This is a genomic window from Prauserella salsuginis, assembly GCF_024648885.1.
In the GTDB taxonomy this organism is placed as follows: Bacteria; Actinomycetota; Actinomycetes; order Mycobacteriales; family Pseudonocardiaceae; genus Prauserella; species Prauserella salsuginis.
The window spans coordinates 155,735-170,731 of record NZ_JANBBF010000015.1 but is presented as its reverse complement, the minus strand read 5'-3'; the positions used below and the strand labels follow the sequence as shown (position 1 = coordinate 170,731).

General features: G+C 70.7%; 14 protein-coding genes. 9 read left to right on the top strand and 5 right to left on the bottom strand.

The annotated features are described in order from the left end of the window. Positions 1-91: 91 nt before the first annotated feature. The gene (gene hisN, locus LY40_RS24905) at positions 92-877 is read right to left on the bottom strand and encodes a histidinol-phosphatase (protein ID WP_183779301.1); all 786 of its coding nucleotides are present in this window, start codon (positions 875-877) and stop codon (positions 92-94) included. Between the two features lie 47 nt (positions 878-924). Here hisN and LY40_RS24900 point away from each other — a divergent pair, with 47 nt between their 5' ends. Both LY40_RS24900 and LY40_RS24895 read left to right on the top strand, forming a co-directional pair. After that, positions 925-1,614 (top strand): response regulator transcription factor, encoded by a 690-nt coding sequence (locus tag LY40_RS24900; protein WP_183784944.1) that lies wholly within the window; start codon positions 925-927, stop codon positions 1,612-1,614. A gap of 200 nt (positions 1,615-1,814) precedes the next feature. Then, positions 1,815-3,095, top strand: coding sequence for an ATP-binding protein (locus LY40_RS24895; protein WP_258938324.1), 1,281 nt, complete (start codon positions 1,815-1,817; stop codon positions 3,093-3,095). Positions 3,096-3,299: 204 nt separating this feature from the next. Here LY40_RS24895 and LY40_RS24890 read toward each other — a convergent pair whose 3' ends face one another. Continuing rightward, entirely contained in the window at positions 3,300-3,818 is a 519-nt protein-coding gene (locus LY40_RS24890; protein WP_258938323.1) for a GtrA family protein, read from the bottom strand. Positions 3,819-4,077: 259 nt separating this feature from the next. Next, positions 4,078-6,546, bottom strand: a complete 2,469-nt coding sequence (locus tag LY40_RS24885; RefSeq protein WP_258938322.1) for a sigma-70 family RNA polymerase sigma factor — start codon at positions 6,544-6,546, stop codon at positions 4,078-4,080. A 190-nt stretch (positions 6,547-6,736) separates the two neighbouring features. On the opposite strand from LY40_RS24885, the gene LY40_RS24880 reads away from it, so the two are divergent. Together LY40_RS24880 and LY40_RS24875 are read left to right on the top strand one after the other, a co-directional pair. Then, complete coding sequence (locus LY40_RS24880; RefSeq protein WP_221212640.1) at positions 6,737-7,666, top strand: nucleotidyl cyclase domain-containing protein; 930 nt, start codon at positions 6,737-6,739, stop codon at positions 7,664-7,666. 88 nt (positions 7,667-7,754) lie between these two features. Beyond that, positions 7,755-9,188 (top strand): glycosyltransferase 87 family protein, encoded by a 1,434-nt coding sequence (locus tag LY40_RS24875; protein ID WP_372497784.1) that lies wholly within the window; start codon positions 7,755-7,757, stop codon positions 9,186-9,188. Here LY40_RS24875 and LY40_RS24870 read toward each other — a convergent pair. Continuing rightward, a complete protein-coding gene (locus LY40_RS24870) occupies positions 9,131-9,661 on the bottom strand; it encodes a pyridoxamine 5'-phosphate oxidase family protein (protein ID WP_258938321.1) in 531 nt (176 codons plus the stop codon). The genes LY40_RS24875 and LY40_RS24870 overlap by 58 nt on opposite strands. A gap of 31 nt (positions 9,662-9,692) precedes the next feature. Between LY40_RS24870 and LY40_RS24865 the strand changes: the two genes are divergently transcribed. The 4 genes from LY40_RS24865 to purE all read left to right on the top strand — a co-directional run bounded on the left by LY40_RS24865 (position 9,693) and on the right by purE (position 12,209). After that, complete coding sequence (locus LY40_RS24865) at positions 9,693-9,950, top strand: hypothetical protein (protein ID WP_183779293.1); 258 nt, start codon at positions 9,693-9,695, stop codon at positions 9,948-9,950. Further along, positions 9,951-10,379: a TA system VapC family ribonuclease toxin gene (locus tag LY40_RS24860; RefSeq protein ID WP_183779292.1), complete on the top strand. Its 429-nt coding sequence runs from the start codon at positions 9,951-9,953 to the stop codon at positions 10,377-10,379. A 36-nt stretch (positions 10,380-10,415) separates the two neighbouring features. Then, positions 10,416-11,600, top strand: a complete 1,185-nt coding sequence (locus tag LY40_RS24855; protein WP_258938320.1) for a 5-(carboxyamino)imidazole ribonucleotide synthase — start codon at positions 10,416-10,418, stop codon at positions 11,598-11,600. Between the two features lie 108 nt (positions 11,601-11,708). Beyond that, positions 11,709-12,209 (top strand): 5-(carboxyamino)imidazole ribonucleotide mutase, encoded by a 501-nt coding sequence (purE, locus tag LY40_RS24850; RefSeq protein ID WP_183779288.1) that lies wholly within the window; start codon positions 11,709-11,711, stop codon positions 12,207-12,209. 362 nt (positions 12,210-12,571) lie between these two features. On the opposite strand, the gene LY40_RS24845 is transcribed toward purE, so the two are convergent. Next, positions 12,572-13,453: a LysR family transcriptional regulator gene (locus LY40_RS24845; RefSeq protein WP_258938319.1), complete on the bottom strand. Its 882-nt coding sequence runs from the start codon at positions 13,451-13,453 to the stop codon at positions 12,572-12,574. 210 nt (positions 13,454-13,663) lie between these two features. Here LY40_RS24845 and LY40_RS24840 point away from each other — a divergent pair, with 210 nt between their 5' ends. Then, positions 13,664-14,833 (top strand): acyl-CoA dehydrogenase family protein, encoded by a 1,170-nt coding sequence (locus LY40_RS24840; protein WP_183779283.1) that lies wholly within the window; start codon positions 13,664-13,666, stop codon positions 14,831-14,833. Positions 14,834-14,997 lie beyond the last annotated feature (164 nt).

The following is a 14,997-nucleotide window of genomic DNA, read 5'->3' as shown; positions in this document are numbered from 1 at the left end:
ATGCGCGGGTGCAGGACATGCGCGGGTGCAGGACATGCGCGGGTGCAGGACACGCGTGCGCGGGTGCAGGACATGCGCGCACGCGTGACGGTCAGCGGCGGCGGAGGTGGGCCAGCGCGGCGTCGTGGACCAGGCCGTTGGTCGACAGTGCCGAACCGCGGTCGAACCGGGCCGCACCGTCGAGGTCGGTGAATCGCCCGCCCGCCTCGGTGACGAGCACCTGAGCCGCGGCGACGTCCCACGGGTTCACCACGGGCTCGGCCGCGACTTCCAGCGCACCCTCGGCCACGAGACAGTGCTGCCAGAAGTCGCCGAACGCGCGGGTCTCCCAGCACGCCCTGGTCAGCGACAGGTAGGCCTCCTGGGTGCGGTGCTCGGACCAGCTGTTCAGGTCCGTTGTGGACACGTAGGCGTCGGCGAGCTGCGGCACCTGCGAGACGGCCAGCCTGCGCTCGCCGGCCGAGTCCCGCAGCCACGCGCCGCCGCCCTGGCTCGCCCACCAGCGGCGGCCCAGCAGCGGAGCGGTGATCATGCCGACGACCGGGACACCGCCGTCGAGCAGTGCGATCAGGGTCGCCCAGATCGGTACACCGCGGAGGAAGTTCTTCGTGCCGTCGATCGGATCCAGCACCCACACGCGGCCGGGGGCGGCGATCGACCCGCCGCGTTCCTCGCCCGCCACGCCGTCGCCGGGCCGCCTGGCGGTGAGGACGCGACGGATCGCGTCCTCGACGTCGGTATCGGCGTCGGTCACGGGCGTACGGTCGGGCTTGGCCGTCACCTGCAGATTCTGGGTGCGGAAGCGTTCGACGGTGATCGCATCGGCCGCGTCGGCGAGCTCGGCCGCCAACGCTGCATCGTCGGAGTAACGGGACACATAACGATGGTTCCACGTGCCCCCGCCGTAAGGTTGACCAGGTGAGCATGGTCCTACTCGCCGAAGACGATCCAGCGATCGCGCAGCCGCTGTCTCGCGCGCTGGAACGTGAGGGGTACGAGGTCGTCGCCGTCGCGGACGGTTCGGCGGCGCTCGAAGCCACGGCGTCCGAACGTGTCGACCTGCTGGTACTCGATCTCGGTCTGCCCGAGATGGACGGACTGGAGGTGTGCCGCAGACTGCGGGCGTCGGGCGCACAGACACCGGTGCTGATGCTGACGGCCCGCACCGACGAGGTCGACTTCGTCGTCGGTCTCGACGCGGGCGCCGACGACTACGTCGCGAAGCCGTTCCGTCTCGCCGAGCTGCTCGCACGGATCCGCGCGCTGCTGCGCAGGCGGTCGCCGGGCGCGCTCGACGCCAGTGGCGTGCGCATGGACGTCGCCGCGCGGCTGGTGACCGTCGAAGGTGAGGAGGTGCAGCTCGCGAACAAGGAGTTCGAGCTGCTGCGGGTGCTGATGAGCAGGGCCGGTCAGGTCGTGAGCCGCGAGGAGATCCTCGCCGAGGTGTGGAACGACCTGGACACCGAGGCGCTCAAGACGTCGAAGACGCTCGACATGCACATGTCGTGGTTGCGCAGGAAACTCGCGGTGGCGGCGGGCCGGGATCCGCGGAAGTCGAACGAGGAGCACATCGCGACGGTGCGCGGCGTCGGATTCCGGTTCAACGTCGAATGACGGCGAGCCGGGCGACGGCGGCGCCTCCCGGCAACGCCCGCGTGGTGCGGTGCCACCGGCAGGCGCGGACTCCGGCCGCTCCCGGCCGCGACCCGGCGCACTGCGGGGCGGAACCGCGGGGCGGAACCGCTGGGCACCGGTACAGGCAGCCACCGGCACGGTGGGCGACGGTATAGGCAGGGCGAGGGCATAGGCGGCGTATGCGGCGGCGAATACTCCTGGCGATCCTGTTGGCCGTGCTGGTCACCGGGGTGGCGCTGGGCGCACCGCTCGGGGTGACGGGCGTGCTGCTGGTGGAGAACTTCCACCGGGAGGAACTGACCAACAGCGCGCAGCGGATCGCCGCTGCCCTCGACAACCAGCTCGCCAACCGGCACAACCTCAACCTGCGGCACATCCGCTCCGCGATGCCGCGGGACGCGCACCTGGTCGTTCACCACGACTCGGCGGCGATCATGGAGGCGGGACCGTCGACGGGCGACGACGTGATCAGCGAGCAGCAGCCGATAGCGGGCGGGCACATCGTGATGACGCAACCCGCCGGCGAGATGCGGACGCAGCAGACCCAGGTCGCCGTGGCCGTGGTGTTCGTCGTCGTACTGTCGGTCGGCATCGGCACGTTCGTCGCCACCGTCACGGCGAACCGGCTGGCACGGCCGCTGCGGCACGTCGCCGACCGCGCGGCCCGGCTCGGCGCCGGCGACTTCCGCCCCGACAACAGGCGGTACGCGGTCGCCGAGCTGGATATGGTGGCCGACGCGCTCGACTCGTCGGGCACCGCGCTCGCGCAGTTGGTGCAGCGCGAGCGGCAGCTCGTCGGCGACGTGTCGCACCAGCTACGCAGCAGGCTCACGGCGCTGCAGCTGCGACTGGAGGCGCTGGGACTGCACCAGGACCCCGAGGTCACCGAGGAGGCGCACGCGGCGCTGGAGCAGTCCGACCGGCTCGCCGGGGCACTCGACGAACTGCTCGCCGCTGCCCGCGCCGCCAGCGAGGTCGGCACCGAACCGGTGTCGCTGACGACGATGCTGCCCGAGGTCAGCGACGAGTGGCGGGACGTACTCAAAGCCGAGGGACGGACGCTCCGGCTGCGGATCGCCGACGGCCTCATGGTGCGCGTCACGCCCGCACGCCTGCGCGAGATCATCAGCGTGCTGCTGGACAACGCGATGCGGCACGGCGCGGGCACGGTCACGCTGGCGGCTCGGCGCGGCGACACCGACGGCACCGTCGTCGTGGAGGTCAGCGACGCGGGACCGGGGGTGCCGGACGAACTGGCTCCGCACGTGTTCGACCGCGGGTTCTCAGGAGCCGGATCGACGGGTGTGGGGCTCGCGCTCGCGCGGGCGCTGGCCGAGGCCGACGGCGGCAGGCTGGAGTTGTCGACCAGGGCGCCCGCGACGTTCAGCCTGTTCCTCCGCGTGCCGACCGCGGGCGACGTCCCCGCCGTCGAGTGGCCCACGGAACGAGTGCCTAGATAGAGAGCCTGTTTCGGGAAGGTTGATCGCCGGGCCGTGTGATGTTGACTGGGTGGCAGGTGCACCGCTGTGTTGGGTGGTGGCGGGCGACGGGTGGGCGAGTGCCTAGGTAGCGGGTTCCGTTTCGGGAGGTTCGACTGCCTGGTCGGGTGGCGCCGGCCGGTCGTGCCTGCCTCCCTGGGCTTGGCGGAGGGTGACGGGTGGGCGTCAGCGGCGGGCGAGGGTTTCGCGCCGGATTCCGCCGAGCTCGTCGGGGAAGACCCACTTCCGGAATCCCCAGAAGCGGAACACCATCGCGAGCAGCATGCCGATCACCGAGCCGCTGATGAAGTCCGCCGTCTCCTGCACGAACAGTGACACTTCCGGTCGCTGCAGGTGGAGTACGTAGCGTGAGATGAGCAGCGGCACCAGGTTCACGGCGACCGCGACGCCGCTGATCACGAAGAACAGCGTCGCCTCGTGGCCGGTCTCCCGGCCGCCGCGGGTGCGGAACGACCATTCGCGGTTCAGCACGTACGACACGATCGTCGCCACCAGGATCGCGATGGCCTTCGCCGTCGTCGGCTTGTCCATCAGGACCGTGAACTTCAGCAGGTACCAGACGCCGTTGTCGACCAGGAAGGTCGTGCCGCCGACGACAGCGAACTTGAGCAGTTCGCGGTGTTTCAGCAGCAGCGAGCGCAGCGGCCCGGGTACGCGCTCCAGCACGGTTTCGACGACGGACACACATCGCAGTGTAGCCATCCGCGTCGGGTGAGTCCGCCGAACGGTGGAACGCCACTCGTCGGACGTCTACACCACAGGACCGCCCACGCGCCGTCGAGAGTGCAGCTCAGCGCAAGTTCGGTGCACCGCACCCGCGACGTACACGTGGGCCGCGGCACATCCGCGATGCGTGGGTCCCGAGACGGGCGTCACGTTCCGGGCAGGGGCGACGCGGTGCGGCTGATCCGTGCTGATCGGCGCGGCTGATCGGCGCGGCTGATCACTGCGGATCGCGGTGCCGCGCGCCCTTGTCGCGGTCCTTGTCGTCGTCGTGCTTGTCGCCGTGGTCCCTGCCGTTCCCGTGCCCCGGCGGCCCGGGCCACGGGTCGGACGGTGGGGCTGGCAGATCCGTGGACTCGGGCTCCGTTGTGGCGGTCGCCGACCCCGATGCCGGGTCCGACGTGGGGTGCGTGGCGGTCGCCGAACCACTCGGCCGCGACCCCGGAGGTGCGGTCGCCGAACCGGAGCCGGTCGGTGGCTCGGTCACCGACGCCGAGCCCGAGGCGGGCGGGGGCGTCGTCGCCTCCGCGGATCCGGATCCGCCGGGCGCCTCGGTGGACGCGCCGCCGAGACACAGGAACGACGGCGGCCAGCAGTCCGGGAACGACACGGTCGCGCTGTCTGCCGCGTCCCCGAGGGTCGCGGTGAACGTGACGTCGTCGCCGTTGCCCCGGCCGAAGCCGTTGCCCTCGCCGCCACCGTTGCCGTTGCCGTTGCCGTTGCCCTGGCCGTTGCCGTTGCCGGGGCCACTGCGGTCGTACACGGTGACGTACACGGTCCTGTCCTCGCCGGGTTTGAGCGCGTCGGTCGAGGTGCACGACAGCGGTTCGGCCCAGCGGTCGGTGCAGTCCATGCCGCGGCCCACACCCGCCGCGGGCCGGTCGGACGTGAGCGTGACGTTGTCGGTGGTGTCGCCGGTGTTACGGATCTCGACGGACGCGGTCGTGCCGAAACCGTTCGCCTGAACCCGGACGCCGTCCTCGGCGGGCGGCGGGGGCGGGGTGGGCTTCGGCTCGACCCTGACCGGCACCTGGAGCGACACGTTGACGGCCCCTCCGCCGCTCAGGTGGCCTGTGACCTGCCCGGACTCGGCGTCGGCGGACGCCTGCAGCCGGAACACGAGCGTCATGGACTCGCCGGGCCGCAGTCCCCGGCCCGTGGAGCACGTGACGGTGCCCGAGCCGCCGGGGCAGGTGATGCGCTCGCCGCCACCGGCCTGGCGGAGCGCCCCGCCGGACGGTGACGCGCCGCCACCCTGCGGCGCCGTGGCAGGGCTCGACTGGTCGGTGCTGCGCGGGGCGCCGGCCGCTCCTGCGGTCGTTCCGCCGCCACCGCCGCCGAGGGCGCTCACGCCGCGTGGCAGGTTCAGCGTCACGTCGATGGGGTCGGACAGCGTGCCGCCGTTGTTGCGCACGGTGATCGGCAGGTCGGCGGGGCCGCCGCCGGCGACGAGCTCGACGTCGTCCTGGGCCACGGTAGCTCCGACCGAGGCCGGTTCCGGCGATTCGGGCTGCGTCACGTCCGGTGCGGGCGGCGGCTGTTGTGGTGCCGGTTCGTTCTGCGCAGGCGGGTTGTCCGGCGCCGATTGCCCGGGAGGCGGGTCGGCGGGTTCGTTCGGCGCCTGCGCGGCCGGTGGCTGCTGCTGCGGCTGCTCGGCGGCCGTCGGGATCTGCTGTCCGCCGCCACCGGCGGTGAGCGCCAGTGCGACGGCCGCGGCCATCGCGACACCGGAGCCCGCCACGCCGACGAACTCCCGGGGCGCGCCCGCCGCGGCTCCCGCGGCGCCTCCGGAACCGCCGGCACCGGCGGCGGCACCTGCGGAACCGGCCGCGGTGCCGGCACCGATCGCGGTCGCCGCCGCGGCCTTGCCCCCGCCCGCGACCGCGAGGTAGCCCAGTACTCCGCCGCCGAGGACGAGCGGAGCGATGACGGCCCGCAACGCACCGTTGACGTCGGCCAGCTCGGCGGCGAGCGCCTGGCAGTCGGAGCAGTCGTCGAGGTGCGCCTCGACCTGCGCGCGTTCCCGTTTCGACAGTCCGTCGCGGGTCCAGGCGCCCAGCTTGTCGGCCGTCGCGTGGCACGTGCTCGCGCTGACCTCGGCGAGATGCACCTGCAGATACGCCTGGCGCAGACCTTCCCTGGCGCGGTAGGCCAGTGCGGACACGCTGTTGGCCGTCAGCCCCAGCAGTGGTGCCACCTCGGCAGGCGTGGCGCCTTCGATCTCGGTGTGCCACAGCACGGCCTGCCAGCGTTCCGGCAGCTTCGCGAACGCCTTCGCGGCGAGCGTGCGCTCCAGCCCCTCGAGTGCCGTATCGGAGAACTCCACGGTCAGTGCCTCGGCGCCGGCGCCGCCGACCGTCGTGACGGTGGTCATGTCCTCGGCGAGGTCGAGCTTCTTGTCGCGCCGCGTCTTGTCGTAGGCGCCGTGGCGCACGGCCGTCAGCAGGTACGCCCGGAACGCGCTGTCGGGGCCCTTCCCGCCGCGGAGTGTGTCGAGGACCTTCGAGAAGGCGTCCGAGACGAGGTCGTCGGCTTCCATCGACGTGCGCGCGAGTTGCCGCGCAAGGTTGTACGCAGCGGATACGTGACGTTCGTACAGCGTCCCGTAGCACTCGAGCTGGCCCGCGCGTACCGAGGCGATGAGTTCGGCGTCGCTCATGCCCTGCGGGTCGGTGGGTGCGGTGCTCACGGCTCTCCTCTCAGGTCGTCCCGGATGGGGGACGCACTGCGGAGCAAAGTGTGACGGACATTCGGGGAAGCGTCACGCCGAGGGTCGCCACTTCACCCGGTTCACTCGCACCGCAACTTTTCGTGTCCGTCACCGTCATGCAGGGCGGCTCCGCACGTCTCACCTCCGACGAGCCGACAAGGAGGCGCGAGTGGACGTGAGTGCTGGCGACATGGAAGGTGTGCCGTTCGCTCTGTCGGACGAACAGGGCGGCGGATCGCCCCCGGGCCGGCAGCCGCACGCCGTGCGGGAGGCGCAGGCCGTGCGGGACCCCCGCGCGGTGCTCCGGCGGCGGTGGCGGACGGCGAGCCTGGCCTGCGGCTGGCGGTTCCCCGACGACTGGGACGTCGCGGAGGTCGACCTCGTGTGCTCGGCCGTGGTGCGCTCCGGTGGCCTCGACGGTGCGGGTGCGGCGCTCGTGGCGTTGGCACACGCCCGCGCGGCCGCGGGCACGGGACTCGAGGAGACCCTCGGCGATCTGGCCGCGCTGCACGCTGTGCTGCAGGTTCCGGCCGGTGAGGCGAGCCATGCCGATGCGCTCGACGCCATCGCCGAGGCCGCCGACGCCGACGCGCTGCCCACGCGGCTGCTGCGGATCACCGCCGTGGCGTGGGCCGAGGTCGCGCTCAACCACGTCGGGGCGACCGAGGTGCACGATTCGCTCACGGGACTGCCGACCCAGGCATACCTGCGGACCCGGCTGTCCGAGCTGTACCGGCAGGCGGCGCGGGACGGCGTGAGCGTGGCCGGCCGGCAGGTGCTGGTGGTGATCTCGCTCGGCTTCGACGACACTGCCGTCTACCTGCGGCCCGCGGGCATGATCCTGGCCGCCGACGTGCTGCGGCAGGTGTTCGACGGCGGTGAGAGTCACGCCGTCCTCGGCGCCTCGACGGTGGTGGCCGTCGTCGCGCGATCCGACGACGTGGCCCACCGCGCGGTGCGGCTGCGACGTGAGCTCACCGAGCGGTTCGCCGTCGACCCGCAGCTGGTCGAGTCCGGATCGGCGCGGGTGAACGTCGTGCGGCTGCCCGCCACCCACGACGACGCGTGCGTGCTGCTCGAGTCGCTCGCGGCGCGTTAGTGGCGCCGCCGTGCGGCGCGGCAGGGGAGTGGCCGACGCCGAACTCACACCCGGTCATGGTTTCCTAGAAAGAGTGAGCACCCCAGACCTGCGCGAGGCCGAGACGCCGGCAGGCTCCCGTCCGGAGCCCGCCGGGGCGGCGGCGTTGCAGCTGCGTGCCTCGGCCGAACGCCTGCTCGCGCGGCCGAGGTCGCTGGCGCTGGTGCTGGCACTGCCGGCGCTGATGATCGTGGCAGGCGTCGTGGGCTGGCTGCTGGACCTGCAGCTCGGCGTCGACTCCGCGGTCTACCGCGCCGGTGCTGTCACGCTGCTGCAGGGCGATCCGCTCTACGAGAGCAACACCCTGGCGCCGGAACCGTTCTGGGCGCTGCTGCCGTTCACCTACCCGCCGACCGCTGCGCTGCTGTTCGTGCCGCTGGCCGTGTTCCCGGTGCAGGTGGCATGGGGCGTGCTGTCGGCGGTGTCGCTGCTGGCGATGACGGTCGTCATCCGGGTGGCGCTCGGTGCGCTGCCGCGCCCGAAGGGTGAGCTGCCCGTGTGGGCCTCGCCCGCGCGCGTCACGCTGTTGTCGGCCGTCCTGTTCTTCGCGCTCGAGCCCGTGTGGCGGACGATCTTCCTCGGCCAGATCAACCTCATCCTGATGGCGTTGATCGTGCTGGACGTGCTGGTGATCAGCGCCCGCGGCAGCCGGTGGGGCGGCATCATGGTGGGCGTCGCGGCCGCGGTGAAGCTGACCCCGCTGATCTTCATCCCGCACCTGCTGTTCACCGGGCGCCGGATGGACGCACTGCGCGCGATGGCCACGTTCTTCGCCCTGCAGGCGCTGCTGTTCGCGCTGATCCCGTCGGACGCGTGGCGGTTCTGGACGCACACCGTGTTCAACGCGGGCCGCATCGGGCCGATGCACTGGGCCGGGAACCAGTCGCTCAACGGCCTGTTCAACCGCATGACCGATCTGGCTCCGTGGGCGTCGAACGCGGCGATCGTCGTCGGGTTGGCACTGGCGCCGCTGGCGGTCTGGCTGATGCTGCGGTTCCACCGCAGTGGCCGACCGCTCGAAGCGCTGCTGGTGACGGCGTTCTACGCGCTGTTGCTCTCGCCGGTGTCGTGGTCGCACCACTGGGTGTGGGCCGTGCCGCTGATCATGGTGCTCGTGTCGAAGCTGCCGCACGCCGATCCGGTGAAGACGCGGAAGCGGTGGATCGCGGCGGGCGCGGTGTTCGTCGTGTTCGTCAGCTGTGTGCTGCTGGTGCTGCCGAACGGCCGCAACCTGGAGCTGCACTGGGCGTTCTGGCAGTACATCCTCGGCAGCGCCTACCTGATGGTGCCGATCGTGCTCGTCGCCGTGCTCGCCGGCCGCTGGCTGTGGCGCAACCGCGAGCCCCTGCGCGGGGCGTTGCACGACCGAGACACGCTGATCGCCGTATTGCGCGGCAGGACTGTGGTGACGGCGCGCGACGACGCTCAGCCGCCGGCGGCCGACTCCGCAGAGTCCAGCCAGGTCGGTTCCGACCAGCGGTAGACCGGAGCCTCGGCGAGGCCGGGATACGCCACGGCCATCCCGCGTTCGGGAAGCATCGACCACAGACGGAGGCGGTCCGACGTCGCGTGCTCCCGCCAGAATGCCGACCACGCGGGTACGTAACGCTCGTAGATCCGGTGGACCCGGGTGAGGTCGCGGGATGCGAGAGCGGCGGGACCGGTCGCTCGGAACTGTCGTACGTCGTGCGGCGGCGAGAACGTGGCGATGAGTACGGACACCTCGCGACCTGCGGCAGCCGCGGCGAGGAACGGTGCCGGCTTGTCGACGGGGCTGTGGAACCACAGGCAACCGTCGGCGAACAGGAACCACATCGTCGCGAGCGCGGGGCGCCCTCGTTCGGTGACCGTCGAGACGGCCGCGGGCCGCCCCGGTTCGTCGAGGAACGAGTGAATGTCGAAGTTCGGCATGCGAGTGGATGCTGCGACCTCGACCTCGACCGCGATCGAGGTCAAGCGCGAGAGCGGAATGTGTTAATATGCTTTTATGCGCACGACGGTGGAGTTGCCTCCGGAGCTCATGCGGGCGATGAAATCCGAAGCCGCGGCCCGCGGGGAGACTGTGAAAGAGTTCTTGACTCGGGCAGTAAGCCATGAGTTGGGTACAGCGGAGAGCGGTCGGTCGCGTAAACGGGTGAAACTCCCGCTGGTCCCGGCAACGAAGTCGCGCAAAGTCGACATCACGAACGACGACATCGAAGCGATCTTCGCGGCCGAAGATGCCGAGAAGTACCGGGCACAGTAGATGCTGCTGGATGTCAACGTCTGGTTCGCGTCGGTGTGGGAAGAGCACAAGCACTATGCCGAGGTGTCCTCGTGGTTCGATGAACAGGACGGCGAACTCAGGTTGTGCCGAGTGACGCAGATGGGGTTGCTCCGCTTGTTGTCGAACCAGCCGGTTATGGGAGAGGCCGCGTTGAGTCGCGCAGAAGCGTGGCGGGTTCTCGATGAGCTTCGCTCGGACGAACGTGTGGTCTGGACTGCCGAGCCGGCTCACCTTGAGCAGGTCTGGCGCGTGATCTCCGCCCGTGAGGACCGAAGTCACAAACTGTGGACCGACGACTATCTGGCAGCGTTCGCCCAGGCCCTCGGGTGCCCTCTCGTGACACTGGATCGCGGTTTCGTCACGCGGTATCCGTCAGTGGCGGCGGTGACACTCGGGGGCGGTTCGTGATGCGGCCGGAACGGGTCCGCTTAGGCTGAGCGCGCTATGGATACGCGTACCGGACTTCCCATCGTCGGCATGGTCGGCGGCGGCCAGCTCGCCAGGATGACGCATCAGGCCGCGATCGCACTCGGCCAGTCGCTGCGAGTGTTGGCCGTCGGCGAGGGCGAATCCGCCGGCCTCGTCGCCGCCGACGTCACCCACGGCCACCACACCGACCTCGACGCGCTGCGCACCTTCGCGCGCGGCGTGGACGTGCTGACGTTCGACCACGAGCACGTGCCCGGCGAGCACCTGCGGGCCCTCGCCGACGAGGGCGTCGTCGTCCGCCCCGGGCCCGGAGCGCTGGCGCATGCCCAGAACAAGCTCCTCATGCGCGAGCGGATGGCCTCGCTCGGCCTGCCGAACCCCGCGTTCGTCGAGGTCAAACAGGTCTCCGACGCCGTGAAGTTCGGCGACGACCACGGCTGGCCCGCGATCCTCAAGGCCGCGACGGGCGGCTACGACGGCAAGGGCGTGTGGCAGCTCGACTCCGCCGACGAGGCGCGCGCGCAGATCCCCGAACTCCTCGACGCGGGCATGTCGCTGCTGATCGAGGAGCGCGTCCCCATGGCCCGCGAACTGTCGGCACTGGTGGCGCGGTCACCGTTCGGGCAGGGCGCCGCGTGGCCGGTCGTGGAGACCGTGCAGTCCGACGGCATCAACACCGAGGTCCTCGCGCCCGCACCGGGACTGTCCGAAGCCGGCACGCAGCGGGCACAGGGCCTGGCCCTGCGCATCGCCGAACAGCTCGACGTCGCCGGGGTCATGGCCGTCGAACTGTTCGAGACCCACGAGGGCGGGCTGGTCATCAACGAGCTGGCGATGCGCCCGCACAACTCCGGGCACTGGACGATGGACGGCAGCCGCACGTCCCAGTTCGAACAACACATGCGCGCCGTCCTCGACTACCCCCTCGGCACGACCGACCTGCTGTCGCCGACCGTCATGGCCAACGTCCTCGGCGCTCCCGAGACGCCGACGATGAGCGTGGACGAACGCCTGCACCACCTGTACGCGCGCTATCCCGACGTCAAGGTGCACCTGTACGGCAAGAGCGAACGTCCGGGGCGCAAGCTGGGACACGTCAACGTGGGCGGCCCGATCGACGAGTCGACGCGGGCGAAGGCGCGGGTGGCGGCGCACTGGCTGTCGGCCGCCGAATGGCCGGACGGCTACAGCATCCACTGACGTACCGGATCGACTGCGACGGCAGCATCCACTGAGGCACCGGATCCACCGGGCACCCGGCCCCCGGCCGGACTCAACCGCCACGACGAACCTTGCGGGAGGCAGGACGTGAGCACACCGGACGTCGGCGTGATCATGGGCAGCGATTCGGACTGGCCGACGCTGGAAGCGGCGGGCCAGGCGCTCGACGAGTTCGACGTCGGCTACGAGGTCGGCGTCTACTCGGCGCACCGGACGCCGCAGCGGATGCTCGACTACGCCCGCGAGGCCGCGGGGCGCGGACTGAAGGTGATCATCGCGGGAGCCGGCGGCGCGGCGCACCTGCCCGGCATGGTCGCGTCGGCGACGCCGTTGCCGGTGATCGGCGTTCCCGTGCCGCTCAAACACCTCGACGGGCTCGACTCGCTGCTGTCGATCGTGCAGATGCCCGCTGGTGTTCCGGTGGCGACCGTGTCGGTCGGCGGCGCCCGCAACGCGGGCCTGCTCGCCGTCCGCATGCTCGCCGCGAGTGATCCCGAGTTGCAGCAGCGGATGACGGCGTTCCAGGCCGACCTCGAACAGCTCGTCCACGACAAGGACGCCGCCCTGCGCGCCAAACTGGCCGACTGACCCCGGCCGACCGCCCCTGGTGACCGGCCGCGTGTCCTGCGCTCGGGCACGCGTGTCCTGCACTCAGACACGCGTGTTCTGCATCCAGGGGCGCGTGTTCTGCACTCGGGCACGAATGTTGTGCGTGGTGCCGCGTTGTGGTGCCCAAGGGCACCTGTGAGGGCATCACAACGCGGCGGATCTTCCCTTGATCATGGTGCAGGATCAGCGATCGCATCACGCGGCAGCGATCACGGGACAGGGACGCCACGAACCGCGACCACGCGGCAGCGTCACCACGCGGCAGGGACGCCACGGGTAGGACTCACAGGGCAGCGTCACCACAGAGCAGTGCCAGCACGCTGCAGCACGCTGCGGCGACGTCACGGTCCCGCGACGGTTCGCAGCACCTCGAGGGCGCGGACTGCGGCCGGGTGGTCGGCGACGGTCTTCTTCACCGACACCGCGATGTTGCGCACCGGCTGCGGCGAGACGAGCCGTACGGTCGTCAGCCCTGGCGGCAGGTCGCCGATGCCGAGCCGGGGAACCACGGTGATGCCGATTCCCGTGGCCACGAACGGGATCGCGGTCTGGTAGTCGTGCGTCTCGACGGCGAACTGCGGCGAGAATCCGGCCTCCGCGCAGGCGTCCAACAGGACGCGTCGGCAGGCGCCGCGCTGCAGGTCGTTGTCGACCCAGCGCCGGTCGGCGAGCTCGGCGAGCGGTACCTCGCCGCGGGCCGCGAGGGGATCGGTGGCCTGGACGACGGCGAGGAACGGATCGTCGACGACCGGGTGAACGTCGGCGTGCGTGGCGTGTTCGATGCCGGGTGCGTCGACGAACAGGTCGATGTCCGGTAGTTCCAGGCCGTCGCGCTGTTCGGTCATGCGCAGGTCGAGCCGGAGCTCGGGGAACTCGGTCTGCAGTGCGGCCGCCACCGGCGGCAGCCAGGTGGCGCCCGCCGAGGCGAAGTAGCCGATCGACAGGCTGCCGACCCGTCCCGCGCGCAGGTCGTCGACCACACCGTCCAGCGCCGACAGGGCGCTGAACACTTGTTCCGCCTCACCGGCCAGTGTGCGGCCGGCCGACGTCGGTTCGATACCTCTGCCGACCCGGTCGAACAGCCGGAGGCCCGTGTCGCGTTGCAGCGCGGCGAGCTGTTGGCTGACGGCCGACGGCGTGTACCCGAGTCGTGCAGCCGTCGCGCGGATCGACCCGGTCGCGATGACTGCCCGCAGCAGCCGCAGTTTCGCCACGTCCAGCATGGGACAACTGTATGTCGCTGCTGAACACTACGGCGCGAACATTTCCCTGAGCTGTCGTGTTCGCCCGGTCACACGGACCCCTACGCGCGGGTAACATTCGTGGGGGTCGATACTGCGGTCAACGACTACTGCGGCCAACGACACAGACAGGCGACGTGAACCACGCCTAACATCGGTGCGAGAACGGACGCAGAAGGTTTCGGACGAAAGGTGACGCACGTGAGCGAGGGCCCAGGCCTCTACCAGCTGGCGGAGGAGCACGAGGAACTGCGCGCGGCCGTGCGGGCGCTGGCCGAGAAGGAGGTCGCTCCCTACGCCACGGAGGTGGACGAGCAGGAGCGGTACCCGACGGAGGCGCTGGACGCACTCAACAAGGCCGGTTTCAACGCGGTGCACATTCCCGAGGCCTACGACGGCCAGGGGGCGGACGCCCTCGCGGCGTGCATCGTCATCGAGGAGGTCTCGCGCGTCGACGCGTCGGCCGGCCTCATTCCGGCGGTGAACAAGCTGGGCACCCAGCCGATCATCCTGTCGGCATCGGACGAGCTGAAGAAGCAGGTGCTGCCCGACATTGCTGCAGGCAAGGGGGCCTCGTACGCCCTGTCCGAACGCGAGGCCGGTTCCGACACGGCGTCCATGCGCACGCGTGCGAAGCAGGACGGTGACGACTGGGTCCTCAACGGCACCAAGTGCTGGATCACCAACGCGGGCGAGTCGACCTGGTACACGGTCATGGCCGTCAGCAATCCGGACGCGGCGAAGCCGTCGCAGGGCATCTCGGCGTTCGCGGTCCACGTCGACGATCCGGGATTCTCGGTGGGCCCGAAGGAGAAGAAGCTCGGCATCAAGGGATCGCCGACGCGGGAGATCTACTTCGAGGACTGCCGCATCCCGGGCAATCGCATCATCGGCGAGCCGGGCACGGGTCTGAAGACCGCGCTCCTGACGCTGGAGCACACGCGCCCGACGATCGGTGCCCAGGCACTCGGCATCGCCCAGGGTGCACTCGACGCGACGGTCGACTACGTCAAGGAGCGCAAGCAGTTCGGTCAGGCCATCGGCGAGTTCCAGGGCGTGCAGTTCATGCTCGCCGACATGGGCATGAAGGTCGAAACGGCCCGTCACATGGTGTATGCGTCGGCAGCGGCCAGCGAACGCGGTGACGAGCGGGCCTCGTTCATGGCGTCGGCGGCGAAGAAGTACGCCTCCGACATCGCCATGGAGGTCACGACCGACGCCGTGCAGCTGTTCGGCGGCGCCGGCTACACGCGTGACTTCCCCGTGGAGCGCATGATGCGCGACGCCAAGATCACCCAGATCTACGAGGGCACGAACCAGATTCAGCAGCTCGTGATGGCACGGAGCCTGCTCAAGGGCTGAGTTCGACGGCCGAGCTTGCGACGGGTGGGGCCACCGGTGACGACATCGCCGGTGGCCCCATCCGTCTCGCGTGTGTCCTGCGCCCGCCCATCGCCCGACGGCCACCCCACAACGGCGCGCTGACGCGCAGCTGCGCTCTCCTGCGTGTTCTGCACCCAGGCCCG

Excerpts from the sequence above, each read along its gene's own strand:
- LY40_RS24900 (WP_183784944.1), top strand. The coding sequence starts at position 925 with ATGGTCCTACTCGCCGAAGACGATCCAGCGATCGCGCAGCCGCTGTCT.
- LY40_RS24895 (WP_258938324.1), top strand. The coding sequence starts at position 1,815 with ATGCGGCGGCGAATACTCCTGGCGATCCTGTTGGCCGTGCTGGTCACC.
- LY40_RS24865 (WP_183779293.1), top strand. The coding sequence starts at position 9,693 with ATGCGCACGACGGTGGAGTTGCCTCCGGAGCTCATGCGGGCGATGAAA.
- LY40_RS24860 (WP_183779292.1), top strand. The coding sequence starts at position 9,951 with ATGCTGCTGGATGTCAACGTCTGGTTCGCGTCGGTGTGGGAAGAGCAC.
- LY40_RS24855 (WP_258938320.1), top strand. The coding sequence starts at position 10,416 with ATGGATACGCGTACCGGACTTCCCATCGTCGGCATGGTCGGCGGCGGC.
- LY40_RS24845 (WP_258938319.1), bottom strand. The coding sequence starts at position 13,453 with ATGCTGGACGTGGCGAAACTGCGGCTGCTGCGGGCAGTCATCGCGACC.